At 74.4% G+C, this 26,856-nt stretch carries 18 protein-coding genes; 4 read left to right on the top strand and 14 right to left on the bottom strand.

Annotated features, from left to right (window positions below; translation table 11 throughout):
- Window positions 1-81 precede the first annotated feature (81 nt).
- The gene (locus ACIQOW_RS12565; protein WP_401083363.1) at window positions 82-1,497 is read left to right on the top strand and encodes an ABC1 kinase family protein; all 1,416 of its coding nucleotides are present in this window, start codon (window positions 82-84) and stop codon (window positions 1,495-1,497) included.
- 117 nt (window positions 1,498-1,614) lie between these two features.
- Here ACIQOW_RS12565 and ACIQOW_RS12560 read toward each other — a convergent pair whose 3' ends face one another.
- The 4 genes from ACIQOW_RS12560 to ACIQOW_RS12545 all read right to left on the bottom strand — a co-directional run bounded on the left by ACIQOW_RS12560 (window position 1,615) and on the right by ACIQOW_RS12545 (window position 5,436).
- Window positions 1,615-2,013: a hypothetical protein gene (locus tag ACIQOW_RS12560; protein WP_317620264.1), complete on the bottom strand. Its 399-nt coding sequence runs from the start codon at window positions 2,011-2,013 to the stop codon at window positions 1,615-1,617.
- Window positions 2,010-2,378 carry a WhiB family transcriptional regulator gene (locus ACIQOW_RS12555; RefSeq protein WP_401083361.1) on the bottom strand — a complete coding sequence of 123 codons (369 nt, stop codon included), beginning with the start codon at window positions 2,376-2,378 and terminating at the stop codon, window positions 2,010-2,012. The genes ACIQOW_RS12560 and ACIQOW_RS12555 overlap by 4 nt, the downstream gene beginning before the upstream one ends.
- A gap of 169 nt (window positions 2,379-2,547) precedes the next feature.
- On the bottom strand, window positions 2,548-2,994 hold the full coding sequence (locus tag ACIQOW_RS12550) for a hypothetical protein (protein ID WP_401083359.1): 447 nt from the start codon (window positions 2,992-2,994) through the stop codon (window positions 2,548-2,550).
- Window positions 2,995-3,267: 273 nt separating this feature from the next.
- A complete protein-coding gene (locus ACIQOW_RS12545; RefSeq protein ID WP_401083739.1) occupies window positions 3,268-5,436 on the bottom strand; it encodes an ATP-dependent DNA helicase UvrD2 in 2,169 nt (722 codons plus the stop codon).
- A 263-nt stretch (window positions 5,437-5,699) separates the two neighbouring features.
- Between ACIQOW_RS12545 and ACIQOW_RS12540 the strand changes: the two genes are divergently transcribed.
- Window positions 5,700-5,957, top strand: a complete 258-nt coding sequence (locus ACIQOW_RS12540; RefSeq protein ID WP_401083357.1) for a mycoredoxin — start codon at window positions 5,700-5,702, stop codon at window positions 5,955-5,957.
- A gap of 97 nt (window positions 5,958-6,054) precedes the next feature.
- On the opposite strand, the gene ACIQOW_RS12535 is transcribed toward ACIQOW_RS12540, so the two are convergent.
- From ACIQOW_RS12535 to ACIQOW_RS12510, 6 genes are all read right to left on the bottom strand, one after another.
- Window positions 6,055-6,894 carry a GntR family transcriptional regulator gene (locus tag ACIQOW_RS12535; protein WP_401083355.1) on the bottom strand — a complete coding sequence of 280 codons (840 nt, stop codon included), beginning with the start codon at window positions 6,892-6,894 and terminating at the stop codon, window positions 6,055-6,057.
- Between the two features lie 301 nt (window positions 6,895-7,195).
- Window positions 7,196-8,137 carry an NAD(+) diphosphatase gene (nudC, locus tag ACIQOW_RS12530; protein WP_401083354.1) on the bottom strand — a complete coding sequence of 314 codons (942 nt, stop codon included), beginning with the start codon at window positions 8,135-8,137 and terminating at the stop codon, window positions 7,196-7,198.
- A gap of 70 nt (window positions 8,138-8,207) precedes the next feature.
- Window positions 8,208-9,611: a dipeptidase gene (locus ACIQOW_RS12525; RefSeq protein WP_401083352.1), complete on the bottom strand. Its 1,404-nt coding sequence runs from the start codon at window positions 9,609-9,611 to the stop codon at window positions 8,208-8,210.
- 143 nt (window positions 9,612-9,754) lie between these two features.
- Entirely contained in the window at window positions 9,755-12,628 is a 2,874-nt protein-coding gene (locus ACIQOW_RS12520) for an FtsX-like permease family protein (RefSeq protein WP_401083350.1), read from the bottom strand.
- On the bottom strand, window positions 12,625-13,389 hold the full coding sequence (locus ACIQOW_RS12515) for an ABC transporter ATP-binding protein (protein ID WP_401083349.1): 765 nt from the start codon (window positions 13,387-13,389) through the stop codon (window positions 12,625-12,627). Before ACIQOW_RS12515 ends, ACIQOW_RS12520 begins: the two co-directional genes overlap by 4 nt.
- Before the next feature lie 72 nt (window positions 13,390-13,461).
- Window positions 13,462-14,088, bottom strand: coding sequence for a PadR family transcriptional regulator (locus ACIQOW_RS12510; protein WP_401083348.1), 627 nt, complete (start codon window positions 14,086-14,088; stop codon window positions 13,462-13,464).
- Window positions 14,089-14,167: 79 nt separating this feature from the next.
- Here ACIQOW_RS12510 and ACIQOW_RS12505 point away from each other — a divergent pair, with 79 nt between their 5' ends.
- Complete coding sequence (locus ACIQOW_RS12505) at window positions 14,168-15,139, top strand: endonuclease/exonuclease/phosphatase family protein (RefSeq protein ID WP_401083347.1); 972 nt, start codon at window positions 14,168-14,170, stop codon at window positions 15,137-15,139.
- Window positions 15,140-15,212: 73 nt separating this feature from the next.
- Here ACIQOW_RS12505 and ACIQOW_RS12500 read toward each other — a convergent pair whose 3' ends face one another.
- The 4 genes from ACIQOW_RS12500 to ACIQOW_RS12485 all read right to left on the bottom strand — a co-directional run bounded on the left by ACIQOW_RS12500 (window position 15,213) and on the right by ACIQOW_RS12485 (window position 23,915).
- On the bottom strand, window positions 15,213-16,421 hold the full coding sequence (locus ACIQOW_RS12500) for a PP2C family protein-serine/threonine phosphatase (RefSeq protein ID WP_401083346.1): 1,209 nt from the start codon (window positions 16,419-16,421) through the stop codon (window positions 15,213-15,215).
- 189 nt (window positions 16,422-16,610) lie between these two features.
- Entirely contained in the window at window positions 16,611-19,877 is a 3,267-nt protein-coding gene (locus ACIQOW_RS12495) for a UvrD-helicase domain-containing protein (RefSeq protein ID WP_401083345.1), read from the bottom strand.
- A gap of 105 nt (window positions 19,878-19,982) precedes the next feature.
- Window positions 19,983-23,525, bottom strand: coding sequence for an ATP-dependent helicase (locus tag ACIQOW_RS12490; RefSeq protein ID WP_401083343.1), 3,543 nt, complete (start codon window positions 23,523-23,525; stop codon window positions 19,983-19,985).
- A 36-nt stretch (window positions 23,526-23,561) separates the two neighbouring features.
- Window positions 23,562-23,915 (bottom strand): MGMT family protein, encoded by a 354-nt coding sequence (locus tag ACIQOW_RS12485; RefSeq protein ID WP_401083341.1) that lies wholly within the window; start codon window positions 23,913-23,915, stop codon window positions 23,562-23,564.
- Window positions 23,916-24,050: 135 nt separating this feature from the next.
- On the opposite strand from ACIQOW_RS12485, the gene ACIQOW_RS12480 reads away from it, so the two are divergent.
- Window positions 24,051-26,828 (top strand): flippase-like domain-containing protein, encoded by a 2,778-nt coding sequence (locus tag ACIQOW_RS12480; RefSeq protein WP_401083339.1) that lies wholly within the window; start codon window positions 24,051-24,053, stop codon window positions 26,826-26,828.
- Window positions 26,829-26,856 lie beyond the last annotated feature (28 nt).

Genomic DNA, 26,856 nt, shown 5'->3' with positions numbered 1-26,856 from the left:
GGGCCGACAGCGGGGAGCGGGCACAATGGCGTAGAGATGGTCGGCCGCCCGGAACCGGGGGCCGGGGAATGGAGGCCTGGGGTGAGCGATCTTCCGCGCAAGGCAGTGACCCGCACGGCACGGCTCGCCGCCCTGCCGCTGGGGATAGCCGGTCGCGCCACGCTCGGCCTGGGCAAGCGGATCGGCGGCCGGTCCGCCGAGGTGGTCACCGCCGAACTCCAACAGGCCACCGCGGACCAGCTGTTCAAGGTCCTCGGCGAACTCAAGGGCGGGGCGATGAAGTTCGGGCAGGTGCTGTCCGTCTTCGAGGCCGCGCTGCCCGAGGAGGTCGCCGGGCCGTACCGGGCGGCGCTCACCAAGCTCCAGGACGCCGCTCCCCCGATGCCCGCCGCCAAGGTGCACACCGCGCTCGCCCAGCGGCTCGGGGACGACTGGCGCGAGCTGTTCCTGGAGTTCGACGACCGGCCCGCGGCCGCCGCCTCGATCGGCCAGGTGCACAGGGCGGTCTGGCACGACGGCCGCGAGGTCGCCGTCAAGGTGCAGTACCCGGGCGCGGGCGACGCGCTGCTCGCGGACCTCTCGCAGCTGAGCCGGGTGGCCTGGCTGCTGGGCCCGCTGATCCCGGGGCTGGACATCAAGCCGCTGATCGCCGAGCTGCGCGAGCGCGTCGCGGAGGAGCTGGACTACGAGCTGGAGGCGCAGGCCCAGCGCCGGCACGCCGAGGAGTTCGCGGGTGACCCGGACATCGTGGTGCCCGGCGTGGTGGCCCAGGCCGACCAGGTGCTGGTCACCGAGTGGATGGCCGGCACCCCGCTGGCCGAGGTGATCACGGGCGGCGGTCAGGAGGAGCGCGACCGCGCCGGGCAGCTGCTGGCCCGGTTCCTGTTCGCCGGCCCGTCCCGGACCGGCCTGCTGCACGCGGACCCGCACCCGGGCAACTTCCGGCTGCTGAAGGACGACGGCCCGGTGTCGGGCTGGCGGCTGGGCGTGCTGGACTTCGGCACCGTGGACCGGCTGCCCGGCGGGCTGCCCGCGCCGATCGGGGCCTCGCTGCGGATGGCGCTGGCCGGGGACGCCGCGGGCGTGCTGCGGATGCTGCGCGAGGAGGGCTTCGTGAAGCCCTCGATCAAGCTGGACCCGGACGCGGTGCTGGACTACCTGCTGCCGATCATCGAGCCGGCCGCGGTGGAGAACTTCCACTTCACCCGGACCTGGATGCGCGCCCAGGCGGCCCGGATCGCCGATCCGCGCTCGCCCGCTTACAACCTGGGCAAGCAGCTGAACCTGCCGCCCGCGTACCTGCTGATCCACCGGGTGACGCTGAGCACCATCGGGGTGCTCTGCCAGCTGGGTGCCAGGGCGCCGTTCCGCGCGGAGATGCTGGCGTGGCTGCCCGAGTTCGCCGAGCGGCCGTCCCCAGCGAAGCCCGAGAAGGCCACGAAGCAGGCCCGTCCGGCCCGCGAGGACGCCGGACCCGCCCGGCTCCGCAAGGACTGACCCCACCAGCACGACAACCGCAGCACGCGCCAACGACCGCAGGCCGCTCCCACCGGTGGGGAGCGGCCTGCGGCACGACGGGGCCCGGATCAGGGTCCGGTGAGGGCCGGGGCCCTGCTACATCAGCGCGACGGCGAGCGCCTTGCGGGCCCGCAGCGAGGCCCGCTCGGCCCGCTGCCTGAGCTTGCGGGCCCGGATGACCCGGCTGACGAGCCGTTGGTTCTCGGCCTCGTGCATCCTGTCTTGCATATGGGCACGGGCCAGGGATTCGTGGATGAGTTGCATCTCGAGGATCCTGTTCTGGGTCTGAAGTTCGGTGGCCTGCTCTGCGCGGGCGGTGGGATCGACGGCGGCGGGGTTCATGTCGTGGTCCTGCTCGTGGTGCTTGCTCGGGAACGGGATGCGGGCTGCGGCGTCGGCCTTGGCGGCGGCGATCCGCACGGATCGGCGGAGGGCGCTGTCCAGCGGGGGCTGCTCTCCCCGACGGATGGCCCTGGCCTCGTGGGCGGGGTTCACGCCATGACCTCGGTCTTGCGCGGACGGCCACGGGGACGCTTGCGGGCGACGACGATGCCCTGGACGAACAGCTCGCCACCCCAGACGCCCCACGGCTCACGCCGCTCCAGGGCGCCGGCCAGGCAGGTCTCCTTCACCGGGCAGGTGCCACAGAGGGACTTCGCGTACTCGACGTCGGCGGGCGTCTCGGCGAAGAAGACCTCGGGGTCGAAGGCGCGGCAGGGGATGGGGAGACCGAGGGACTCGGCCTGCTCGATCGAGCTGAGCTGCATGGAAAGAACCTCCGGGGGGTCGGCCTGGTCGGCCTTGGGGATCTGGCTTGTCTGCGGTACGGACGGGGTGGGCGGCGTGATGACCGTGGACACTGTGGGCGTCTTCCTCGTCTTCTCAGTGGTTCCGGCCCAGGTGACTGGTGGTGCTGGGCCGGAGGCCCCGGAGGGCCTGGGGTGGTCTTGCGTACCGGACAAAACAGAAGGGCCGCGGATCCCGGTGTGACGGGTTCCGCGGCCCTGGAGGTGCCGACCTGAGGCTGGCTCAGGTTAGTTCTCTCCAGGGTTCAGGGCCGCGGAAGGCCCACATCCGGATGGCCTTGGCGCCCGTGAAGGCGCCGACGGCCTGGTTAATCTGCTGCTCGTTCTGCTTCTGGGTGTTTCCGGCACCGATGACCTGCGCATAGTCGCCATGCATGGCGGCGGCTACTGCTGCCTTCGGTGCCTCGGTCGGTCGCTCGTCGCGCAGGGAGCGCGACGTGCCGAACGACGCCCAATCGCGGGACAGACCGGTCTCGACGGAGGCGCCGTCGACGTTCCTGCTGCTCGTGAAGCACAGATCAGTGTGCCCAAGGCCACTGACAGCGGGGACGACGAAGACACCGGTGGCGTCGAGACCCAGACCGGTTCCACCGAGTTCGGCGAGCACCCGCAGGCGGGCGGCACGCACGGAGGCAGCGACAACGGTCTGGCCAGTCATTTTGGTGATCATGATGTTTCCCACTGTCTTCGCCTCCTCTCGGCGTCTCGCGGAGCCTGGTCTCCCTGGCTCCGAATGTTCGGATGTCTGTCTCGGTAAAGCTGTGGGGCGAGGGGAGATCGGCACAGGTTCGACCCCGTGCGACCGCGTCCCCTTGACCGCTCCGGCAGGCTATTGCGCTCCCGGTACGTGGCGCAAACTATTTTTCACGCGAGTTCTTCGGCACGTAGCACGACGGGTTCCGAAGCCGCCCGGACAGTCCCCGTGGACCGCGCCCGGACCGGCTCACGCCGGATCGGCCGGATCGCCGTCCTCGACACCGTCCGGTTCCTCCTCGGGCTCCTCCCCCGCACACAACGAGAGCACGGCCGCCCCGTACTTGTCCAGCTTCATGGCGCCGACCCCGGAGATGACCGCCAGCTCCTGGCGGCTGGCGGGCACGTCCTCGGCGATCGCCATCAGCGTGGCGTCGGTGAACACCACGTAGGCCGGCGCGCCCTGCTTCCTGGCCCGCCCGGCCCGCCACTCGCGCAGCCGCTCGTACAGCCCCTCGTCCATCGTGGACGGGCAGCTCTCGCAGCGGCGCAGCTTGCGTTCGACGGCCTCGGTGAGCACCTTCTCGCAGACCCGGCACTTGACCGGGCCGCGGACCCGTCGCGCGGCGGAGCGCTCGCCGGACTCGACGCCCCCTCGCCCGCCTCGCGCGCCGGTGCGCGCGCCCGGGGCGGAGGAGCCGGGGCGCAGCCCGTCCAGGAAGCGGCTGGGCTTGCGGCTCGCCCGGCCGCCCGGGGAGCGGGAGAGCGCCCAGGACAGCGTGAGGTGCTTCCTGGCCCGGGTGACGCCGACGTAGAGGAGCCGGCGCTCCTCCTCGACCTGCTCGTCGGTCTTGGCGTAGATGATCGGCAGGGTGCCCTCGGTGAGGCCGACCAGGAAGACGGCGTCCCATTCGAGGCCCTTGGCGGCGTGCAGCGAGGCGAGCGTGACGCCCTCGACGGCCGGGGCGTGTTGGGCCGCGGCGCGGGCGTCCAGCTCGGCGACGTAGGCGGCGAGGTCGGTGTCCTGGCCGGCCGCGGTGCGGGTCCGCTCGAACTCCTCGGCCAGCCGGACCAGGGCGGCCAGCGACTCCCAGCGGTCCCGGACGGCGCCGGAGCCGGCCGGGGGCTCCGCGGTGAAGCCGCGGGCGGCCAGCACCGCGCGGACCTGGCCGGCCAGGTCGGGCGCGTCGTCGGTGAGCGGGTCGGAGGAGGCCCGGGCGGCGCCGCGCAGCAGCACGCCGGCGTCCCGGACCTCGGGGCGTTCGAAGAACCGCTCCGCGCCCTTGAGCTGGTAGGGGACGCCGAGGTCGGCGAGGGCCTGCTCGTAGACCTCGGACTGGCCGTTGGTGCGGAACAGCACGGCGACCTCGCTGGCGCGCACCCCGGCGGCGAGCAGCTCCTTGATCCGCCGGGCGGTGGTCTCGGCCTCGGTGGGCTCGTCCTCGTACTCGGTGTAGACCGGCTCGGGGCCGGCCTCGCGCTGGGAGACGAGCTCCAGGCGGTGCCGGGCTGCCTCGCCGCGGGCCTGGGAGAGCAGTCCGTTGGCGAGGTGGACGACCTGGGGGGTGGAGCGGTAGTCGCGGACCAGCTTGACCACCGTGGCCTCGGGGTGCCGGGTGCGGAAGCCGAGCAGGTAGTCGGGGGTGGCGCCGGTGAAGGAGTAGATGGTCTGGCTGGCGTCGCCGACGACGCACAGGCTGGCGCCGCCGTCGGGGCCGGTCCACCGGTCGAGCAGGCGCTGCTGGAGCGGGGAGACGTCCTGGTACTCGTCGACGGTGAAGTGCCGGTACTGGGAGCGGACCTGGTCGGCGATGTCCGGGCGGTCCTCCAGGATGGCCGCGGTGAGCAGCAGGACGTCCTCGAAGTCGATGTTGCCGCGGCGGCTCTTGGTCTCCTCGTAGACGCGGTAGACCTGGGCGGTCTCGGCCGGGTCGCGGGGGGCTTCGCGGACGGACTTGGCGACGGCCGCGGGGTAGTCCTCGGGGGCGATCTGGGTGACCTTGGCCCACTCGATCTCGGCGGTGAGGTCGCGCAGTTCGGTGCGCTGGACGCGCAGGCCGCAGCGGCCGGCCGCCTCGGCGACGAGCTGGACCTTGCGTTCCAGGAGCTGGGGGACGGGGCCGCCGACGGCGCGCGGCCAGAAGTACTGGAGCTGGCGCAGCGCGGCGGCGTGGAAGGTGCGGGCCTGGACGCCGTCGACGCCGAGCTCGCGCAGCCGGCCGCGCATCTCGCCGGCCGCGCGGGCGGTGAAGGTGACGGCGAGGACCTGTTGGGGGTGGTAGACGCCGCTGCGCACGCCGTAGGCGATCCGGTGGGTGATGGCGCGGGTCTTGCCGGTGCCGGCGCCGGCCAGGACGCAGACCGGGCCCTGCAGGGCGGTGGCGACGGCGCGCTGCTCGGGGTCGAGCCCGGCCAGCACGGCGTCCGGGCCGGTGGCGGCGCCGGGGTCGGCCCAGGGCGAGCCGTGGGGGCCGTCGTAGGGGCTGCCGCTCAAGAGGTCTTCCTGCATGCGTTCCATCCTCTCAGCCCGGTGGGACAACGTGGGCGGAGTTGTCCACAGGCACGGTGTGATCGCAGGATGATCGCTCCGCACGACGGTCGACGGCGCGCCGGAATGCCCGCCGTCCGGTGGACGTTCCCTCCGGAGACCGTACGCACCTCTCTTCCGAAGGAGCCCCCTCGATGTCCGGCAGCGTGACGATGTACAGCACGACCTGGTGTGGGTACTGCAACCGACTCAAGAGCCAGCTGGACCGTGAAGGCATCGGCTACACCGAGATCAACATCGAGGAGGACCCGGCGTCGGCGTCCTTCGTCGAGTCGGTGAACGGCGGCAACCAGACCGTTCCGACGGTGCTGGTGGTGCCGGCCGCCGGCGGCGAGCGGGTCGTGATGACCAACCCGAGCCTGCTCCAGGTCAAGAAGGCCCTGGCGGCCTGAGCCCCCCTCCGGGCCTGAGCCCTCTTCGGGCCTGGCCCCCCCTTCAGCCTTCAAGGGCGCCCGAACCCGGCCCCGGGCCGCCCGGGGCCGGCGCGTGTCACGGCGCGTCGGCCCGGGCCGGGTCGACGGGCGCGGCGGGGGCGGGCAGCGTGGTGCGCGCGCCGAGGTCGCCGACGCCGTAGACGAGCCGGCTGCGGTCGGCCGAGTAGCGGGTCTCGATGACCCGCACCGGGCCGCGCCGGTCGTAGGTGACGCGGGTCTGCACCACCAGCGGCACACCGGGGCCGCCCTGGAACCACTGGGCCTCCTCGGGGCCCGGCATCCGCGCGACCAGGTGGTCCACCGCGCCGATCTCGGTGCGCCCGAGGGTGGCGAGCACCGCCTCGTCGCCGCCCTCGACGGGGTCGGGCTCCATCAGCGGGGTGCCGGCGGCGAGGCCCGCCCGGTAGTGGCTCTCCTCGATCGAGTAGGGCTCGCGGTCGAGCAGCCGCAGCTGGCGGCGGACCACGATGGCCTCGCCGGGGCGCAGTCCGAGCCGTTCGGCGATGTCCACCCGGGCCCGGACGATCATCATCTCGAAGTCGGTGCCGAGTTCCCGCCCGGCTTCGGCGGCTTCGCCGAGGTAGACGGCGGAGGGCGCGGCGAGGCAGTCGCGCGGCGCGGGGGGCAGGGTGGGCCCGTAGGCGCGGTGGTCCAGGACGGGGTGTTCGCGCAGGTACGTGCCCTTGCCCTGGAGGCGGACCAGTCGGCCCTCGTTGACCAGGACGTCGACGGCGAGCCGGACGGTGTTGCGGGCGACGCCGTACTGGCGCTCCAGTTCGCTCTCGACCGGCAGGGCGGCGTCGGAGGTGAACTCGCCCTCGGCGATCCGGCGGCGCAGGTCGGCGGCGAGGCGCTGGTATTTGGGGGATTGGGCGGTGCCCCGGGGGATTGTCACCCTCGTGAATGTAGCGAGCGCGGCGAGGCGGTTTCAGCCGTTTCCGGCAATATCGTCCGAGCGGGTCGATCGCGAACCCCCGGGGACTCCCTCCGGTAGCAGAACTGGCCCGTCCGGATACGAACAGCGGGCCCGTGGCGAATGCGGGAAGGGATTGAAAAGGAAAAGGGGGGCGCATGGAATTTGCCACGCGCCCCCCGTCCGGATCTCTTTCGTCCGGACCCCTTTCGTCCCGGCCCCCTCGACGGGGACCGACCGAGAGCGGCGGGGACCGACGGGGACCGACCGAGACCGGCGGGGACTACCAGCGCGCCGCCGAGGGCAGCGGTTCCCCGTACCAGAGCTCGACCAGGTGCCGGGCGATCGAGATGCCGGACGGCGGCAGGATCTCGCCCGCCTCCATCCCGGCCCGCAGCTCCTCCCGGGAGAACCAGCGCGCCTCGGCCAGCTCCTCGCCGTCCACGGTGATCTCGGTGCCGCCGGGCAGCGCCCGGCCGGTGAAGCCGAGCATCAGGCTGGACGGGAACGGCCAGGGCTGGCTGGCGACGTAGCGCACCTCGCCGACCTGCACGCCCGCCTCCTCGTGCACCTCGCGGGCCACCGCCTGCTCGATCGACTCCCCCGGCTCGACGAAGCCGGCCAGCGTCGACCAGCGGCCCTCAGGCCACAGCGCCTGGCGGCCGAGCAGGCAGCGGTCCCGCTCGTCGGTGATCACCATGATCACCGCCGGGTCGGTGCGCGGGTAGTGCTCCGCCGCACAGGAGGTGCAGCGCCGCACGTGGCCGGCGCCGGCCTTCTCGGTCGGGTGCCCGCAGCGCGAGCAGAAGCTGTGCAGCCGGTGCCAGTGCTCCAGCGCCACCGCGTGCACCAGCAGCCCGGCGTCCCGGTCGGACAGCAGCCCGCCGACCTCGCGCAGCCCGGCCGGGCGGGCGTCGCCGTCCAGCCGCCCGGGCAGGCTCTCGCCGGCCAGCGCGAAGTACGAGACGCCGTCCCCGTCGGTGCCGAGGAAGTACCGGTCGCCGGTCTGCGGCGCCTCGAAGGAGGGCATCAGCACGAGTTCGGTGCCCTGGGCGGTGTCGACCACGAACGCCTCGCCGCCGGCGATCGGCAGGACCCGGGTGCTCGGGTGGCTCCAGGCGGCCGCCAGCCAGGGCTCGTCCAGGCGGTGCTCGGCCGCCCGGTCCACCCCGGACCGGGCCAGTGCCAGGTGCAGCGGGCGCTCGGTCTCAGGCACGGTGCTCACGTCTGTTCCATCCCCACGTGGTGAATCATCCGGATGAGTGATCTGGCTGCCATGGTGCGTGCGGCGGGGGTCATTCCCCCGGCCGGAAGTTCTCCGCCAGGTCGCCCCAGAGGTACGCGGCGGTCTCCACGCCCTTGGCCAGCAGGTCCAGCTCGACCTTCTCGTCGACCGAGTGCCAGCCGTCCGAGGGCACCGAGATGCCGAGGAACAGCACCGGCGCGCCCAGCACGTCCTGGAGGTCCGCGGCCGGACCGGAGCCGCCCTCGCGGGTGAAGAGGATCTTCTGCTCGAAGGCCCGGCCCATCGCGCGGACGGTGGACCGGAGCGCCGGGTGGTCCAGCGGGGTCAGGCAGGGGCGGGTCGCCCCCGGGAAGACCAGCTCGTGGCGGATGCCCTCGGGCACCTGCCCGGCCACCCAGGCCCGCACGGCGCCCTGGACCTTCTCCACCTCCTGCCCGGCGACCAGCCGGAAGGACAGCTTCAGGTGCGCCGAGGCGGGGACGATGGTCTTGCCGCCGGGGCCGGTGTAGCCGCCCCAGATGCCGTTGACCTCGGCGGTCGGACGGGCCCAGACCCGCTCCAGGGTGGAGAAGCCCGCCTCGCCGCGGGTGCCGTGGGACTTGGCGACCCGCAGCCACTGCTCCTCGTCGAAGGGCAGCTCGGCGAACAGCTCGCGCTCGCGCTCGGTCAGCTCGACGACGCCGTCGTAGAAGCCCGGGATCGCGACCCTGCGGTCGGCGTCGTGCAGCGCGGCGGCCAGCTCGGCCGCGACCTGGGCCGGGTTGGGGACGGCGCCGCCGAAGGAGCCGGAGTGGATGTCGGTGTCGGGCCCGTACAGGTCGACCTGGGCGTCCGCCAGGCCGCGCATGCCGGTGCAGACGGTCGGCGTGGTCGCGGACCACATGCCGGTGTCCGAGATGACGACCACGTCGGCGGCCAGCCGCCCGGCCTCGCGCCGGACCAGGCCGGCGAAGTTCGGCGAGCCGGACTCCTCCTCGCCCTCGATCAGCAGCTTGAGGTTGACGGCCGGCGCGGTGCGGCCGGTGGCGGCCAGGTGGGCGCGCACGCCCAGGGTGTGGAAGAACACCTGGCCCTTGTCGTCGGCGGCGCCGCGCGCGTACAGCCGGCCGTCGATCACGGTCGGGGTGAACGGCTCGGTCGCCCAGCCGTCCTCGCGGGCCGCCGGCTGCACGTCGTGGTGCCCGTAGACCAGGACGGTCGGCGCGGCCGGGTCCCCGGAGGGCCACTCGGCGAACACCGCCGGCAGTCCGTCCGTCTCCCACACCTCGGCCACCGGGAAACCGGTCTCGCGCAGCTTGGCGACCAGCCACTGCGCCGAGCGCCGCACGTCGCCGGCCCGGTCCGGGTCGGCGGAGACCGAGGGGATGGCCAGCCACTCGGAGAGGTCGGCGAGGAAGGCCGCCTGGTGCCGGTCGATGTAGGAGCGGACGACGCTGTCCGGGGTTCTCGTCATACCGACGACTGTAGTTCGCCCGTGCGGGTGCCCGCCCCGGCCGTCCGGCTGCCGGGCGCTCCCGGGGCTGTAACCTCCGTCACCCCCGTCGCGGCGGCAGCGCGCGACGGGGGTGACGGAGACGGCGGGAGCGGGCGGCGGCCTCAGCCCGAGCGGCGCAGCAGGGTGATCCGCGAGCGGGTCATCAGCGCCGCGAGCCCGGCCGCGAGCAGCGGCAGCAGCAGCACGGTGGCGGCGATGGTGGGCCACGGGAAGACCAGGGTCGCCTTGTTGGCGAGCTCCTCGGCGCTCATCCCGGGGTACTTGCCCGCCGCGGCCTCGACCTTGCGCAGCGCCACGCCCGGCACCACGCCGCAGACCACGCCGAGCAGGGCGCCCATCGCGGCGATCACGCCGCACTGGAAGCCGGACAGCGAGCGCCGGATGCGGGGTTCGGCGCCGACCGCCGCGAGGGTGGTCAGGTCCCGCTGGGAGTCGGCGGCCGCCAGTCCGGTGGCGATGCCGGCCGCGCCGAGGGCGACGATGGCGGCGAAGGCGTTCAGGCCGAGGCGGACCAGGTCGGCCTGGGACTCGTAGCCGCGCTCGACCTTGAGCACGTCGTGGTCGCTGAGCTTGGCGAGCGCGCCGTCGGCCCGCTGCTGGGCTCCGTCGGAGGGCATCGAGGCGGGCAGCCAGACCGAGCCGGCCGGGGTGGCCCGGAAGCCGAGCCGGGCGGCGGTGGCCGGGCTGACCAGGGCCTGGCCCGGGGCCCGTACGGTGGCCTGGACCAGTACGGCGTCCACGGTGGTCTCGGTGCGCAGGGGCTTCTCCGAGGAGGGACCGTTGCCGGTGCTCGCGGGGTTCGGGACGGTGTACTCGAGGAAGGTCTTGCCGTCCTTGATGTAGCGCGCGTCGAAGACCACGGCCTTGCCGGCGGCGAGGGCCTGGACGGCCCCCTGGTCGGTGACGCCGAAGAGGTTGCGCAGCAGGGTGGCGTCGCCGGCGACCAGCGGGCTGTACGGGGTGCCGCGGCGGTCGTTGGTCTGGCAGCGCTTGTCGGTTTCCAGGATCCGCTCGCGCTCGGCGTTGGTGAGTTCGTTCTCCGGGAGGGCGGCGGGGCAGCGCTCCTCCTTGGGCGGTTCGACGCCGATGTAGCCGCACCAGCTGCCCTCGCCGCAGTCGGCCCTGGGCTCGACGCGCTGGACGTCGGCGCGCGGGCCGAGGTCGGGGATGCCGCGTTCGACGGCCTCGCGCATCTGCGGCAGCAGCTTGAGGTCGGCGTCGGCCAGCCAGCCGGTGCCGAGCATGACGGCCCCGGACGGGCCGGCGGCGGCGTAGTCGCGCCGGTACTCCTCGTCGACGCTGGCCATGTAGACGCTGACCGCGACCGAGCCGGCGACGGCGGCCATCACGGCGGCCACGGCGGGTGCGGTGCGGGCGCGGTGGCGCACCGAGTCGCGCAGGGCGAGCCGGGGGCCGAGCGAGAGCCAGCGGCCGAGCCGGCCGAAGAGTCCGACCAGGTACGGCACGAGGACGACCATGCCGAGTTCGGCGAGGGCCGAGCCGCCGAGGACGGCGAAGCTGCTGTTGCCGATGCCGTTGGTGGCGCCGTACAGGGCGAGGGCCGCGCCGCCGCCGAGCATCAGCAGCCCGAGGGCGGCGAGCCTGCGGCTCGGCGGCTTGAGGGTGTCGCGGCCGGTGAGCGCGGCCACGACGTCCTGGCGGGAGGCCTGGACGGCGGGCACGACGGCGGCCAGCAGGCCGGTGACGAGGCCGACCAGGAGGATGCCCAGCAGGTCGAGCGGTTGCAGGTCGAAGTGGCCGAAGCGCCGGCCGGAGTGGTCCTCGGCCATGGTGCGCAGCGCGGCGACCAGGCCGATGCCGAGGCCCAGGCCGGTGAGGGCGCCGGTGACGCCGAGCACGATGCCGCCGCCGAGCACGACCGCGCGGACGTTGGCGCGCTCACCGCCGGCGGCGGCGAGCAGTCCGAGCTGGCGCCGGGAGCGGCGGGCGCCGACGGCGAAGGCGGGGCCCGCGAGGAGGACGATCTCCAGCAGAGCCATGCCGACGACGGTCGCGAGGATGACGACGTTGGTCCGGTCGAAGTAGCTGGTTTCGTCGCCCCCGCGCGACCGCAGCTCGGCGTAGTACGGGACGTCGTCGCGGGCCGGCGGGTCGGTGAGGACGGCGCGGGAGGTCAGCAGGAAGCCGTACTCGTTGACCTCGGTGACCTTGTGCCAGTCGAGCGCGGCGCCGGCCGGGAGCTTGACCAGCCAGCGGGTGGGCACGTCGGTGCCGGACGCGCGGGCGTCGGTGCTGCCGGTGGCCTTGGCGAGCCGGTCGAGCAGGGTGCCGGGGCGGGCGAAGAGTTCGGTGGAGCGCAGTTCGCCCGGGTACTCGTAGGTGCCGGTGATGGTGAAGGGGACGTCGTCCAGGCCGCGGACGGTGGTCCTGTCGCCGAGCTTGAGGCCGGAGCGCTTCAGGAAGTCCGTGGTGACGGCGGCCTCGGTGTCGGCGGCGGGGGCGCGGCCGCTGACCAGGTCGATCCGGCCCGCCCAGACCGGGTCGGCCAGGTCGGCTTCGCTGACCCGGGTGCTGAGCAGGCCCTGGCTGCTGGTCGCCGCGGTGTACGGGCCCTGGCGTTCGGGCACCAGGGTGGCGCCGGGCGGGAGCAGTTGGCGGGCCAGTTCGGCGGGGTCGGTGTCGAGGGCGCGCTGCTGTGCGGCGGTGTGCCTGGGGGTTTCGCCCTCCTTGGCGTCGTCCTTGGGGCTCTGCATGCTGAAGCCCTGCTCGGGGTCGGGCGCCTGCTTGACGGAGGAGCCGCGTTCGACCAGGTCCAGTTCGCCGGCGGCCTGCCCCATGACCCGTACCGCGTGTTCGGCGGGTGAGAGTTCCGCGCTGCGGAAGACCACGTCGGCGCCGGTGACGCCGAGGACGGGCAGGGCGACCATGGCGATGACGAGGGCGCTGCGGCCCTTGGCGCGCAGGGCGTCGCGGCGGGCGATGCGCAGGGCCACCCGCCAGGCGCTGAGCTTCACTCGTCCACCTTCAGGCTGTTGCCGGCGGCGCTGACGAGCAGGCTGGCCGCGTCCTGGCTGGTGGACTCGTCGACCATGCGGCCGTCGCGCAGGAAGACGACCCGGTCGGCCCAGGCGGCGTGCCTGGCCTCGTGGGTGACCATCATGGCGGCGGCGCCGGAGTCGCAGCGGGCGCGCAGGACGGCGAGGACGGCCTCGCCGGTGGTGGAGTCGAGGGCGCCGGTGGGTTCGTCGGCGAGGACCAGGCGGCGGTCGCCGATCAGGGCGCGGGCGATGGCGACGCGCTGCTGCTGGCCGCCGGACATGTCGTCGGGGAAGCGGTCGGCGAGTTCGGGGATGCCGAGCTCCTCCAGGGCGACGAGGGCCTCGCGGCGGGCGGCGCGGGTGGACAGCCCGTCGAGTTCGCGCGGCAGCGAGATGTTCTCGGCGGCGGTGAGTGCCGGGATCAGGTTGTAGTCCTGGAAGACGTAGCCGACGGAGCGTCGGCGGACCTGGGCGAGCTTCTTGCGGTTGAGCTCGCCGAGGGCGACGCCCTCGACCAGGACCCGGCCGCCGCTCGGGGTGTCCAGGCCGCCCGCCAGGGTGAGCAGGGTCGACTTGCCGGAGCCGGACGGGCCCATGACGGCGACGAACTCTCCTGGGTGGACCCTGAGGTCGACGCCGCGCAGGGCCTGGACCTCGGCGGCGCCCTGGCCGTGGACGCGGGTGACGTTCTCCAGGTGGAGCACCGGCGTCTGCCGGGCCTCTTCGGTGTGGGACACGAATTCCCCCCTTGTGCTGGGTGTGGGCCCGGTGTCGGGACCGGAGCCTGGTGGTTCGGGTGGTGCGGGGGCTCAGGCGCGCAGGCGGCGGCCGCGCTTGGCGGGCGCGGCGCCGTCACGGACGGCCTCGGCGGTGCGGTTCCGCAGGAGTTCGGCCTGCTGGGAGAGCCGGGTCTCGCAGTGGTCGAGCCAGCGGATCTCCGCCTCGGTCTGGAAGATCAGCTGGTCCAGGACGAGCAGCCAGGCCAGGTCGTTGCTCTCGGAGGGCACCACGCCGGGGCGCTTCTCCCCCGCGAGGGCGCGGCCCTTGAGCCGGGTGTAGTCCTGGAGTGCCTTGATGCTGTGCCGGCGCTGGCCCTGGACGACGGCGGAGACGTCCACCCCCGGGACGGTCACGGCCATGGCGAGTTTGATCGCCAGTTCGTCGCGCGGGGGGCTGGTCCGGGGCACCGGGGTGTCGAACCAGCTCCGCAGTTCGGTGCGGCCGGCGTCGGTGGCGGCGTAGAACTGGTGGCCCTCGCCGTCCTCCCCCGCGGGCTCGACCAGGCCGTCGCGTTCCAGCCGGGAGAGCGTGGTGTAGACCTGCCCGACGTTGAGCGGCCAGGTGGCGCCGGTGCGCGCCTCGAACTCGGTGCGCAGCTGGTAGCCGTAGCGCGGGCCCTGGTCGAGCAGGGCGAGCAGACCGTGACGGATGGACATACCGAGTATGTATACCCGGTATGCCCTACCGTCTCAAGCCGCGCCCGGCGTCCCCGGCGAGCGGGTACCGTCGTGCGGTGTGAGCCAGTTGCGCATCGCCACCTTCAATCTGTTGCACGGCCAGCCCCTCGCCCCCGACGGCGCCCCGCGGCCCTACCCGTCCGACGCCGGTGCGCCACTGGCCGAGGCCGTGGCCGCGCTGGACGCCGACGTGCTGGCGCTCCAGGAGGTGGACCGGCACCAGGCGCGCTCCGGCGGCACCGACCAGGCGGCGGTCGCCGCCGCGGCGATGGGCGCGAAGGACTGGCGCTTCGCCGCCGCCCTGCACGGCAGCCCGGCGCCGGTGGCGGGCTGGGTGCGGGAGCCGTCGGGGCCGAACGGCCTGCGGGTGTACGGGCCCGGCGAGACGGGCGACGGCGCCCCGCCGTCGTACGGGACGGCGCTGCTGACGAGGCTTCCGGTGCGGCACTGGCGGGCCAGGAGGTTCGCCCCGGCACCGTTCGGGCTGCCGCTGCGGGTGGCCGGGCGGCGCGGGCTGACCCCGGTGCCGGACGAGCCGCGGACGGCGCTGGCGGCCGTACTGGAGGGCGAGCGGGGGCCGTTCACCGTGGTGGCGGCACACCTGTCCTTCGTCCCCGGCTGGAACATGGCGCAGCTGGCGGGCATCCGGCGCTGGATCGCCGACCTGCCGCAGCCGTACCTGGTGCTGGGCGACTTCAACCTGGTCGGCGCGGTGCCGCGCACGGTGCTCGGCGGGGCGACGGCGCTGGAGCGCACCGCGCCGCGGGTGCGGGTGCGTGAGCTGCGGGCGGCCCGGCGGGCCCGTCCGGCCCTGGCCGAGCCGCGCCGGCGCCGGGTGCGCGAGCCGCGCGCCCGTCTCCAGGGCTGGTACGACCTGGCGCGCACGCCGACCTATCCCTCGCACCGGCCCGCGGTGCAGTTCGACCACGTGCTGGCGATCGGCGTGCCGCGCGCGGCGGTCGGCCCGACGGCGGCGCCGCGGGCGACGGTGTCGGACCACCGCCCGCTGCTGGTCGAGGTGTCCCTGTAGCGGCGTCCCTGTAGTGGTGTCCCGGCATCGGTGTCCCGGTAGCGGTGCCCCCGCGGAGGTGCCCGGCAGCCGCCTACCGGCGGGTCAGGACCCCGGCCTGCTGCGGGAGGTGGACCCCCACCGCGTGCGAGTCCCCCGGCCCGAGGGCGGGCGGGGGGTCGAACTGGAGCAGCAGCATGGCCGCGTCGTCGCCGAGCTGGCGTCCGACGTGGCGCACCACGTCCTCGTGCAGCCGTTGCAGGACCTCGGCCGGGCGGCCGGCGGCGCAGCGCGGGAAGCGCTCGGCGAGCGGGTAGAAGACGCCCGCGCGGTCGCGGGCCTCGATCACCCCGTCGGTGAACAGCAGTACCCGGTCCTCGCCCTGGAGCAGCACCCGGTGCACCGGCGGGCGGACGTCGGCCGGGTCGAGGACGCCCAGCGGCGGTACGGTCTCGGCGAGTTCGAGCGGGTGGACCTCCTCGCCGCGCAGCAGCAGCGGGGCGGGGTGGCCGCAGTTGACGATCTCCGCGGCGCCGTCGGGGCCGACGCCGATCAGCACCAGGGTGACGAACTCCTCCTCCACGCCCGGGTGGTCGTTCTCGTGCAGGGCGCGGTCGAGGCTGACGGCCAGCCAGCCAGCCACCCGGTCGAGGGCGGGCTCCTGGTGGGCGGCCTCGCGGAAGGCGCCGAGCACGGCGGCGGCCGTCTCCACCGCGCCGAGGCCCTTGCCGCGCACGTCGCCGACCACGGCCCGCACCCCGTGGCGGGTGTTGACCACTTCGTAGAGGTCGCCGCCGATCCGGGCGTGCGCGGCGGCGGCCTCGTAGTGGACGGCGGTCCGGACGGTGCCGACCCGCTCGGGGACGGGCCGCAGCAGCACCCGGCGGGCGATCGAGGCGACCAGCTGGGCGTCGGCCAGCGCCCGTTCCTGGCGCAGCCTCAGGGTGGCGCTGACCCAGCCGATCGTGGCCACGAGCAGGATCGCGAAGACACTGGCGGCGTGCACCGACTCGCCGAGCGTGTCACTGCGGATGGCCATCAGGAAGGCCGCGGCCTCGGTGCCGAGGCCGATGGCGAGCGGGTACCAGGTTCGGCGGCTGACCACGGCGGCCAGCGCGGGCACGGCGGTGAGGGCCGGTTCGACCGTCACCTCGGTGCCGCTGAGGTAGTCGAGGGCGACGATCAGCACCATGCCGATGAACGGCAGCGCCAGCGCCGTCCTCGGCCAGGTGCCGGTCGCGCGCGGAGCGGGCCCCTGGGTCGGCCCGGCGAACCGCTCTCTGATCCATCCGGTCGCGCTCAACTTCGGTTTCTCCAGCAGAAGACGCCGATGCCGGGGGCACCTGCGGTGATGACTGAGGGTAGGGAATGCGGGCCTCGCTGGCGGCCGGAGTTCGGGGGTTGACCGGTTACCGACCCCACAATAGGCGCGAAACGTGCACGACGCACAGGTTTCGGGCACTGGCATGATGACTTGGATGCTCTGCGTGACTCAATAGTCACTGTTCCCGATCAGGAGCCGTTCCAACTCTTTTCGGTCGGGAAGTCCTGCGGGACGGACGATCCGGCCACTGCGGACGTACAGGAACGAAGCCGCGACCTGCTCGGGATCCACGCCCGCGTGCTCGGCCCAGGCCAGCCGGTAGACCGCGAGCTGCAACGGGTCGGCGGTCTCCTCCCGGTGGGTCTTCCAGTCCACCACTTCGTAGCGTGACGCACCACCGGATTCCGACAACGCGTCATCTTCCCGGTAGACGGCGTCGATCCGGCCCCGCACCACCCGGCCCGCCAGCACCAGCTGGAACGGCACCTCCACCCGGTGGGGCTTGCGCTGCGCGTACGGGGTGCGCAGGAACGCCTCCTTGAGCCGCTCCAGGTCCTGCTCGTCCTCGATGCCGTCGTCGTCGGCGCCGGGCAGCGCGCCCGGTTCGATCAGCAGCAGCGGCTCGATCCTGGACTGCACCCAGGCGTGGAAGCGGGTGCCGCGCCGGGCCGCGGGCTGCGGGGGGCGGGGCATCGGGCGGGCCAGGTCGTGGGCGAAGCCGTCCGGGTCGGCGGCCAGCCGCAGTAGCTGGGTGGCGGACAGCGCGGCGGGCAGCGGCACCTCGCGCCCGGTGCGCCGGGATCGCTCCAACTCGCCCAGCAGCGCGGTCAGATCGCGGTCCCAGGAGGCCACCTGGCGCTGGTCCTCGGGGGCCATCGGCTCGGGCTCGGGGGCCGTCGATCCGGGAGCCGTCGGCCCGGCCTCGCCGCCCTGGGCCGGAGGGCCCGCCGGAGTTCCGGCGAGCCGGCGGCGCACCACCTCGGCGACCCGGCGGCGGGCGTGCTGGGCGGCCGGGTCCAGCGGCAGCGGCCAGGGGCGCTCGACGGGGGACGCCAGCGCCGGGTTCTCGGCCCCCTTCTCCGGCTGCTCGGCCCAGTGCTCGACCTCGCCCGCGCCGGGCCGCTCGCAGTGCTCGCGCAGCTGCTCCAGGAAGGCGGACGGACCGCGGGCGGTCTTCTGGCTCGGCCCCCACCAGTGCCCGGAGGCCAGCAGCAGCGACCTGGGCCGGGTGAACGCCACGTAGCCCAGCCGCAGTTCCTCGACGCCGGAGTGGTCGGCCAGCGCCTTCCTGAACGCCGTCATCGACTTCCCGTTCCACTCCCCGCGCACGTCCGGGAGGGTGTCCGCGTCCCCGCGCAGGGCGTGCGGGAGCACGCGCTTGGTGCTCGTCCAGCGTTCGCGCGGGCTCGACGAGGGAAACGCGCCCCGTACCAGGCCGGGGACGGCCACCACGTCCCACTCCAGGCCCTTGGACTTGTGCGCGGTGAGCACCTTCACGGTGTCCTCGCCGCCGGGCAGGCTGCTGTCCAGGCCGCGCTCGTACTGCTGGGCGGCGCGCAGGAAGCCGAGGAAGGCGGCCAGGCCGGGGTCGCCGTCGAGGTCGGAGAAGGAGGCGGCGACGTCCAGGAAGGCGTGCAGGGTCTCCCGCCGCCGGGCGGCCAGGGCCTGCGGGGAAGCCGTGAGTTCGACCTCCAGACCGGTGACGGACAGCACCCGGTGCAGCACGTCCATCAGCGGGTCGGCGAGTGAGCGGCGCAGCTCGCGCAGCTCGGCGGCGAGCCGGGCGAAACGCACCCGCGCCTCGGCGGAGAACGGCAGCTCGTCCGGCTGGTCGCCGTCGAGGAAGGTCTCCACCGCGTCGGCCAGCGACACCACCTCGGTCGGGTCGGCCTCGGCGACCGCGGCGGCCAGCGCCTCGACGCCCTCGTCCCGGTCGGTGCGCACGAGTTCGGCGGCCCTGCGGCCGAGCAGCGCGAGGTCGCGCGGGCCGATCCGCCAGCGCGGGCCGATCAGGAGCCGCACCAGCGCGGCGTTGGCGGTCGGGTCCTGCAGCACCTCGCAGACCGCCACCAGATCGGCCACCTCGGGCAGTTGCAGCAGCCCGCCGAGGCCCACCACCTCGACCGGCACCTCGCGGGCGACCAGCGCGGCGTGGATGTCGGGGAAGGCGGCGCCGCCGCGGCACAGCACGGCGATCCGGCCCGGCGCGGTGCCGGTGCGCACCAGGTGGGCGATCGAGTCGGCCAGCCAGTCGATCTCCTCGGCGTGGGTGGGCAGCAGCGCCGCCCGGACGAAGCCGTCCTGCTCGGCTCCGGGGGCGGGGCGGAGCGCCTCGACGCCCTCGTGCATCTCGCGCAGCGGGGCGGCGAGCGTGTTGGCGAAGGCGAGCAGCCGGCCGCCGCTGCGGCGGTTCTCGCTGAGCGCGTAGCGGTCGGCGGGGCGGCCGTCGGCCTTCGGGAAGTGCCGGGGGAACTCGTCGAGGTTGGCCACCGAGGCGCCGCGCCAGCCGTAGATCGCCTGGCAGGGGTCGCCGACGGCGGTCACCGGGTGGCCGCTGCCGGTGCCGTCGGGGCCGGCTCCGAAGAGTCCGGCGAGCATCAGCCGCTGGGCGACCGAGGTGTCCTGGTACTCGTCGAGCAGCACCACCTTGAACTGGCCGCGCAGCAGTTCGCCGACCTCCGGGCGCTGCTGGGCCAAGCGGGCGGCGGCGGCGATCTGGTCGCCGAAGTCCATCAGCCCGGCGGAGCGCTTGCGGCGCCGGTAGTCCTCGACCAGGCGCAGCAGGTCCAGCCGGGCCCTGGCGGTGGCCGGGACGGCCCGCAGGTCGTCGTTGGTCAGCCTGACGGTGGCGAGGGTGTCCAGCAGCCGTTCGTCGAACTCGCGCAGGGTCTGCGGCTCGACCAGGTGCTCGGCGAGTTCGCCGTCCAGCGCGGTCAGGTCGGCGACCAGGTTGGCGAAGGTGCCGGTGAGCGCGGGGAACGGGCCGCGGGCGGTGCGCAGCACCTTGGCGGCGAGCTGGAAGCGGGTGGCGTCGGCGAGCAGCCGGACGTCCGGTTCGATGCCGATCCGCAGGCCGTGCTCCTTGAGCAGGCGGCCGGCGAAGGCGTGGTAGGTGGAGATCTCCGGGTCGCCGAGCGGCTCGGCGGCGTCCCGGTCGACGGCCCCGGCCCTCAGGAGGGAGGCGCGCACCCGCTCGGAGAGCTCCCCGGCGGCCTTGTTGGTGAAGGTGAGGCCGAGCACCTCCTCGGGCCGCACCGCGCCGGAGCCGACCAGCCAGACCACCCGGGCGGCCATCACGGTGGTCTTGCCGGAGCCGGCGCCGGCCACGATCACGGCCGGTTCCAGGGGTGCGCCGACGGCCGCCATCTGCTCCCGGTTGAACGGGATCCCCAGCAGCTCCTTGAGCTGGTCGGGATGGCTGAGCACGGCGGTCACTCCGCAACCGTAACCGGAGTGGCGGACAATCCTCATCCGACCGGTTCGGGCACCGTCACCCGGCCGCTTCGGGCACCGTCACCCGTGCGCTTCGTTCGGGCACCGTCACTCGACCAGCTGGGCGCCGTCGCGCTGGGCGGAGCAGCTGCGGCGGAAGGAGCAGCGGTCGCAGCCGCCGCCGGTCTGCGGGACGAAGCGCTCGGCGAGGACCTTCCCCGCCGCCTCGGCGAGCAGGTTCTCGATCCACGGCTCGCCCTCGGGCGGCTCCTGCCGCTGGATCCTGGGTGCGTCCTGGGCGGCCTTGGCGGCGGGCTCGCGCAGGTGGACGAGTTCGGCGCCGCCGGTGTCCGGCGGGTGCTCGGTGAAGCCGGGCAGTTCGTTCAGCGCGCCGGCCCGGACGGCGAGCTGGTAGACGGCGAGCTGCTTGTGGTCGGGCAGCGACTTGTCGGTGGGTATCTGCTTGCCGGTCTTGAAGTCGACCACGTAGGCGCGCCCGGCGGCGTCCTTCTCCACCCGGTCCATCGAGCCGCGGATGCGCACCGAGACGCCGCCGACGTCGAGGGTGACGTCGAAGCCGTGCTCGGTGGCGACCAGGTCCCGGCCGCGTTCCAGGACGTGCCAGTTGAGGAAGCGCTCCAGGGCGGCGCGGGCCTCGGTCTTCTCCTGCTGGGACTTCCAGGGCGCGTCGAAGGCCAGCGCGTCCCAGACGGTGTCCAGCCGCTCCATGAGCACGGCGAGGTCGGCGGGGGTGCGGCCGGAGCCGACCTCGTCGGCGAGGGCGTGCACCACGTTGCCGAAGCCCTGGGCGGCCGAGCCCGCGCCGCGCGCCCTGACCTCCTTGTCCAGGAACCACTGGAGGGAGCAGCTCTCCAGCTGCTCCAGGCCGCTGCCGGACAGCCGTACGGGCACGTCGGCGCTGCGCAGCGGTTCGGGGGCGGAGGTCGGGTCGTCCAGGCCCCACCAGCGCTCGGGGTGGGCGGCGGGCACCAGCGGCAGCCCGTCCTCGTCGGCTGCGGCGGCGAGGGTGGCGAGCCGTTCGGCGGCTGCGCGGCGCAGTTCCGGCGAGCGGGCCGGGTCGACGGTGACCGCGCGCAGTTCGGCGACCAGCGCGGCGACCGACAGCGGACGGCGCGGGCGGTGGGTGACGTCCTCGACGGTGACCGGCGGGGTGCGGCGGACCACCCTTCCGGTCCGGGGGTCGACGTCCTCGCGGTAGAGCTCGCGCAGGAAGCGGGAGGGTTCGTCGCCGTCGTCGGCGGGGGCCTTGACGGCGGTGACGATCAGCCGCTCCTTGGCGCGGGTCGCGGCGACGTAGAAGAGCCGGCGTTCCTCGCCGAGCAGCGCGCCGGGGGAGAGCGGTTCGGCGAGGCCGTCGCGGCCGATCCGGTCGGCCTCCAGCAGGGAGCCGCGGCGGCGCAGGTCGGGCCAGAGGCCGTCCTGGACGCCGGCCACCACGACCAGGCGCCACTCCAGGCCCTTGGAGCGGTGGGCGGTCATCAGCCGTACCGCCTCGGGGCGTACGGTCCGGACGGTGAGGGTGTCGGCGGCGATGTCCTGGGCTTCGAGTTCGGCGAGCAGGTCGAGGGCGCTGCGGTGGCCGGTGACCTGTTCCTCGGCCCGGGCGGCCGTCTCGAACAGGGCGCACAGGGCGTCCAGGTCGCGGTCGGCGTTGCGGCCGGCCGCGCCGCCGCGCAGGGCGGACCGCTCCAGGCGCTCGCGCCAGCGGCGGCTGCCGTCCCACAGCTCCCACAGCGCTTCCTCGGCGGTGCAGCCGCCGGCCAGCAGTTCGCGGACCTTGCGCAGCAGGGTGCCGAGGTCGCGGGCGCGGCGGGCGTACGCGGGGTCGAGGGCGACGAGGCGCTCGGGTTCGGCGAGGGCCTCGCGGATCAGCTCGCCGGCCGGGCGCGGGGCGGTGGCGGGGCGGCCGTCGGCGCGCAGCGCGGCGCGTTCCTCCTCGCGCAGGGCGCGGCCGAGGCGGCGCAGGTCGGAGCCGTCCAGGCCGCCGAGCGGGCCGGTGAGCAGGGCGTGCGCCAGGTCGGTGGTGAGCGGATCGGCGATGAGCGGGTCAGTGGCGTCCGGGTCGGTGGCGTCCCGGTCGGCGGCTTCCGGGTCAGATGCGTCCGGGTCGGTGGTGTCCGGGCCAGTGACGTCCCGGTCGCCCCGCCTGTCCCGGGCGGCCTGCTGCGACGCCTGCTGGGCGCAGACCCGCAGGGCGAGCAGCAGCTGGGCGACGGCCGGCTCCTCGCGCAGCGGCAGGTCGTCGCCGTCGATCTCCAGCGGGACGCCGGCCGCGCCGAGCGCCCGCCGCACGCCGGGGATGGAGCGGGCGCCGGCCCGGACCAGCACGGCCATCTCGCCCCAGGGCACGCCGTCCTCCAGGTGGGCGCGGCGCAGCAGGTCGGCGATCGAGTCGAGTTCGGCGCCGGGGGTCGGGTAGGTGTAGACCTCGACCCTGCCGCCCTCGCGGGAGGGCAGCAGGGCGCGGTGCTGGGCGAGCTTGTCGGCGGGCAGCCGGCCCATCGGCATCCGGCGGGCGATCTCCCTGGAGGCGGCGAGCAGCACGGCGCCGGAGCGCCGGGAGACCCGCAGCACCCTGACCTCGGCGGGGCTGCCGTCGGCCCGCAGGAAGGTCTGCGGGAAGTCGAGGATGCCGTTGATGTCGGCGCCGCGGAAGGCGTAGATCGACTGGTCGGGGTCGCCGACCGCGACCAGGTCGCGTCCGCCGCCGGCCAGCTGGCGCAGCAGCCGAACCTGGGAGGGGTCGGTGTCCTGGTACTCGTCGACGAAGACGACCTCGTAGCGCCGCCGCAGCTGCGCCCCGATCTCGGGGCGTTCGGCGAGCAGCACCGCGCGGTGGACGAGTTCGGCGTAGTCGAGGACGCCGCGCAGGTCGAGCACGTCGAGGTAGTCGGCCAGGAAGTGCGCGGCAGCGGCCCAGTCGGGGCGCTGGACGCCCCGGGCGAAGCGCTCCAGCTCGGCCTCGCCGAGGCCGAGTTCGCGGCTGCGGGCGAGGACAGCGCGGACCTCGTCGGCGAAGCCGCGGGTGGTCAGGCAGGCCCGCAGGTCCAGCGGCCACTGGATGCGGGTGCTGCCGAGCCTGGCGTCCTCGGCGCCGCCGGCCAGCAGTTCGCGGACCATGACGTCCTGCTCGGGGCCGGAGAGCAGCCGCAGCGGCTCGGCGTAGTCCTCCGGGTCCTGGTGGGCGCGCAGCAGGGCGTAGCAGAAGGAGTGGAAGGTGGTGGCCTGCGGGGCGGCGGCGGTCCCGAGCCGGCCGGACATCCGGTCCCGCAGTTCCGTCGCGGCCTTGCGGCTGAAGGTGAGGACGAGGATCTTCTCGGGGTCGGTGCCGTCCTCGATCCGCCGGGCGACCGCCTCGACCAGCGTCGTGGTCTTGCCGGTGCCGGGACCGGCCAGCACCAGCAGCGGCCCGCCGGCGTGCTCGACCACGGCGCGCTGGTAGGCGTCCAGCACGGGTGGGCCGGGCTGGACGAGCGGGCTGCGCACGAGCCGGTAGGGGGAGCTCGCGCGCCTGTCGACGGCTCGCTCGCTTCGCTCACTCACGTTGCTGATCCTGGGGTCGGACTGGGGCACGGCGGGGGCGGACCCGTCGGGCCCGCCCGTATCGAGCCTACGGTCCTGCCCCGTCATTCCCGTCCGGGTGGCACCGATCGGCTCGGGCGGGGCCTACCGGATCGGCTCGCCGTCCCAGCGGGCCCGCCGGAGGTCGACCCGGGGCGGGTCGGCGAGTTCGCGCAGCGGGGTGCCCTCGTCGCCGTAGTGGTCGAGGGCGCGGTGTTCGTGCCCGGGCAGCAGCCGGCCGTCCGCGCGGATCACCCGCCACCAGGGCACCGAGCCGCCGTACAGGGCCATCACCCGGCCGACCTGCCGGGGGCCGCCCTGGCCCAGGTACTCGGCGACGTCGCCGTAGGTCATCACCCGACCGGGTGGAATCCGCTCGGTCAGGTCGAGCACCAGTTCGGCGAACGGCGGGAGGGTGCCGGGAGGGCCTTCGTCTGTTGCGTCCGTCACCTGCGGCATCCTTCCCTACGGGGGCGCACCCGCGGCCCCGTACGTACGATCCGCCGCGCCCGATCCGGCCCCTGTCCCGCACGGGGGGCCGGGGCATGCCACCATCTTCCGGGGCGGTGAGTGGTGATACGAGGACAAGACCAGATGACCGGGACGGCTGACGTGGGCGTGGACAAGGACTCCGACGAGTCCGCTGCCGCGGTGCCCCCGGCGCCCGGCGGCGGGAACGAAGGCCGCCCCGAACCGGGGCCGACGCCGAAAGTCTCCCTGATCAAGGACCGGACGATCAAGACCCCCACGCCCGCGAGGACCCCCGAACAGCCCGGGCCGCCCGCGGCCGAGACGACCCGGCCCCCGGAGCCCGAGGACCCCCGGCCCGAGGACCCGCAGTCCGGGGACCCGCAGTCCGAGGCCCCCCGGCTCCACGAGCCCGACCCGCTGGACGACGCCCCCCACCTGGACGTCGACGAGCCGCTGCTCGCCGCCCGCGCGCACCGCCCGTCCGACCTGATCCGCTTCCTGGCCGGCGTCCTCGGCATCGTCGCCGTCTTCGTCCTGGCCGGCATCGCCACCTCGACCACCACCGGCATCGAGCAGGACATCGCCTCCAACGCGCCGCACTTCTCCGCGGTGCTCTCCACCATCACCGGCCTGGTCTCCAGCGTCGCGGTCCTCGCCGTGCCGCTGGCCTTCGCCGTCGAGCGGCTGATCAAACGCGACGGCCTGCGGGTCGCCGACGGCGTGCTCGCCTCGGTGCTCGCGTACGGCGTCTCGCTCGGCATCGACTGGTGGGTGGCCGAAGGCGCCTCCGAACACATCAGGGACGCGCTGACCAGGCTGCCGCTGGACAGCAACGGCACCCTCACCGACCCGGTGCACGGCTACCTCGCCCCGGTGATCGCCTACATGACCGCCGTCGGCATGTCGAGCAGACCGCGCTGGCGGGTCGCCCTGTGGGTGGTGGTGGTCTTCAGCGGGGTCACCGAGCTGCTCGGCGGCTACACCACCCCGCTGTCGCTGCTGCTCACCGTGCTGATCGGCTGGTCCGTCGCCTACGGCACGCTGTACGCGATCGGCTCCCCCAACATCCGGCCCACCGGCCAGCACCTGATGATCGGCCTGCGCAAGGTCGGCTTCACCCCGGCCGGCGCCGTGCGCACCCCCGACGCCCCCGGCGGCACCCGCCGCTACCAGGTCACCCAGCAGGGCGGCCCCCCGCTGGACGTGCACATCATCGACCGCGAGCAGCAGGCCTCCGGCTTCTTCTACCGGGCCTGGCGGCGGCTGCGGCTGCGCTCGGTCGCGGTGCGCCGCAGCCCCCAGTCGCTGCGCCAGGCGCTGGAGCAGGAGGCCCTGATCGCGTACGCGGCGGCCGCCTCCGGTGCCCTCGCACCGCAGCTGGTCGCCACCTCCGAGCTGGGCCCGGACGCCGCGATCCTGGTGTACGAGAACGTCGAGGGCCGCACCCTGGACGAGCTGGCCGACGAGGAGGTCACCGACCCGGTGATGGCCTCGGTCTGGCAGTCGGTGGCCGCCCTGCACGAGCGCCGGATCGCCCACCGCCGGCTGACCGGCGAGTCGCTGCTGGTGGTGGACGAACGGACCGGCTGTCTGGTCAACCTCTCCGGCGGCGACATCGCCGCCACCGACCTGACCCTGCGGATCGACGTCGCCCAGCTGCTCACCACCTTCGCGCTGCGGATCGGCCCGGAGCGCACCGTCGCCGTCGCCAACGCGGTGCTCGGCGCCGAGCGGGTGGCGCAGGCGCTGCCGCTGCTCCAGCCGGTCGGGATGAGCCGCTCCACCAGGGTCGACCTCGCCAAGCTCACCAAGGAGCGCAAGACCGCCGCCCGGGCCAGGGCGCTGGAGCAGGTCGCGGCCGGCGAGCGCACCCAGGAACAGGCCGAGGAGGACATCGCGGCGGCCGGCGAGGACCTGCTGAGCCGCATCCGCGGCCAGATCCTCCAGATCGCCCCCGAGGCCCCGATGGCCCCGGCCAAGCTGGAACGGCTGAAGCCGAAGAGCCTGATCATGGTGATCGCGCTCACCTTCGCCGCCTACCTGGCCCTGACCACCATCAAGCCGGCCCAGCTCAAGCTCTCCCAGATGAACTGGGCCTGGGCCGCGGCCGCCCTGCTCGCCGCCGCCTTCAGCTACGTCGCCGCGGCGATGAGCCTGACCGGCTTCGTGCCCGAGAAGCTGCCGTTCCGGCGCACCGTCGCCGCCCAGCTGGCCGGCTCCTTCGTCAAGCTGGTCGCCCCCGCCGCGATCGGCGGCATCGCGCTCAACACCCGCTACCTCCAGAAGGCCGGCATCCGGTCCGGCCAGGCGGTCGCCTCGGTCGGCGCCTCCCAGCTGGCGGGCCTGACCGGGCACCTGCTGCTGCTGTTCAGCTTCGGCCTGATCACCGGCAGCCAGACCAACGGCGACCTCTCCGCCTCCCGCGCGGTGATCATCGGCGTGCTGACCGCCGCCGTGCTCGCCCTGGTGGTGGCCGCCGTCGCGCCCCTGCGCCGGTTCGTGCTGGGCCGGCTGCGCTCGCTGTTCTTCGGCGTGGTGCCGCGGATGCTCGACCTGATGCAGACGCCCAGCAAGCTGGTCACCGGCTTCGGCGGCATCCTGCTGCTGACCCTCTCCTTCACCGCCTGCCTGGACTTCTCGGTGCAGGCCTTCGGCGGCGACGTCAGCTTCTCGGCCGTCGCGGTGGTCTTCCTGACCGCCAACGCGGCCGGCTCGGCGATCCCCACCCCCGGCGGCATCGGCCCGGTCGAGGTCGCCCTGATCGGCGCCCTGACCGTCGCGGACGTCTCCCCCACCATCGCCACCCCGGCGGTCTTCCTCTACCGGGCACTCACCTTCTGGCTGCCGGTGCTGCCGGGCTGGATCGCCTACAACGTGCTCCAGCGCAAGAAGGCCCTCTGACCCCGGCTCGACGCAGGCAGGTGGGCCC

The sequence above is a fragment of the Kitasatospora sp. NPDC091335 genome (assembly GCF_044757205.1).
Lineage (GTDB): Bacteria > Actinomycetota > Actinomycetes > Streptomycetales > Streptomycetaceae > Kitasatospora.
Note: the sequence above shows the minus strand (reverse complement) of the source record. Positions and strands in the feature narration are given on the sequence as shown.

Excerpts from the sequence above, each read along its gene's own strand:
- ACIQOW_RS12525 (WP_401083352.1), bottom strand. The coding sequence starts at position 9,611 with ATGACGAGAACCCCGGACAGCGTCGTCCGCTCCTACATCGACCGGCAC.
- ACIQOW_RS12490 (WP_401083343.1), bottom strand. The coding sequence starts at position 23,525 with ATGACGGGGCAGGACCGTAGGCTCGATACGGGCGGGCCCGACGGGTCC.
- ACIQOW_RS12485 (WP_401083341.1), bottom strand. The coding sequence starts at position 23,915 with ATGCCGCAGGTGACGGACGCAACAGACGAAGGCCCTCCCGGCACCCTC.
- ACIQOW_RS12540 (WP_401083357.1), top strand. The coding sequence starts at position 5,700 with ATGTCCGGCAGCGTGACGATGTACAGCACGACCTGGTGTGGGTACTGC.
- ACIQOW_RS12480 (WP_401083339.1), top strand. The coding sequence starts at position 24,051 with ATGACCGGGACGGCTGACGTGGGCGTGGACAAGGACTCCGACGAGTCC.
- ACIQOW_RS12550 (WP_401083359.1), bottom strand. The coding sequence starts at position 2,994 with ATGATCACCAAAATGACTGGCCAGACCGTTGTCGCTGCCTCCGTGCGT.
- ACIQOW_RS12510 (WP_401083348.1), bottom strand. The coding sequence starts at position 14,088 with ATGTCCATCCGTCACGGTCTGCTCGCCCTGCTCGACCAGGGCCCGCGC.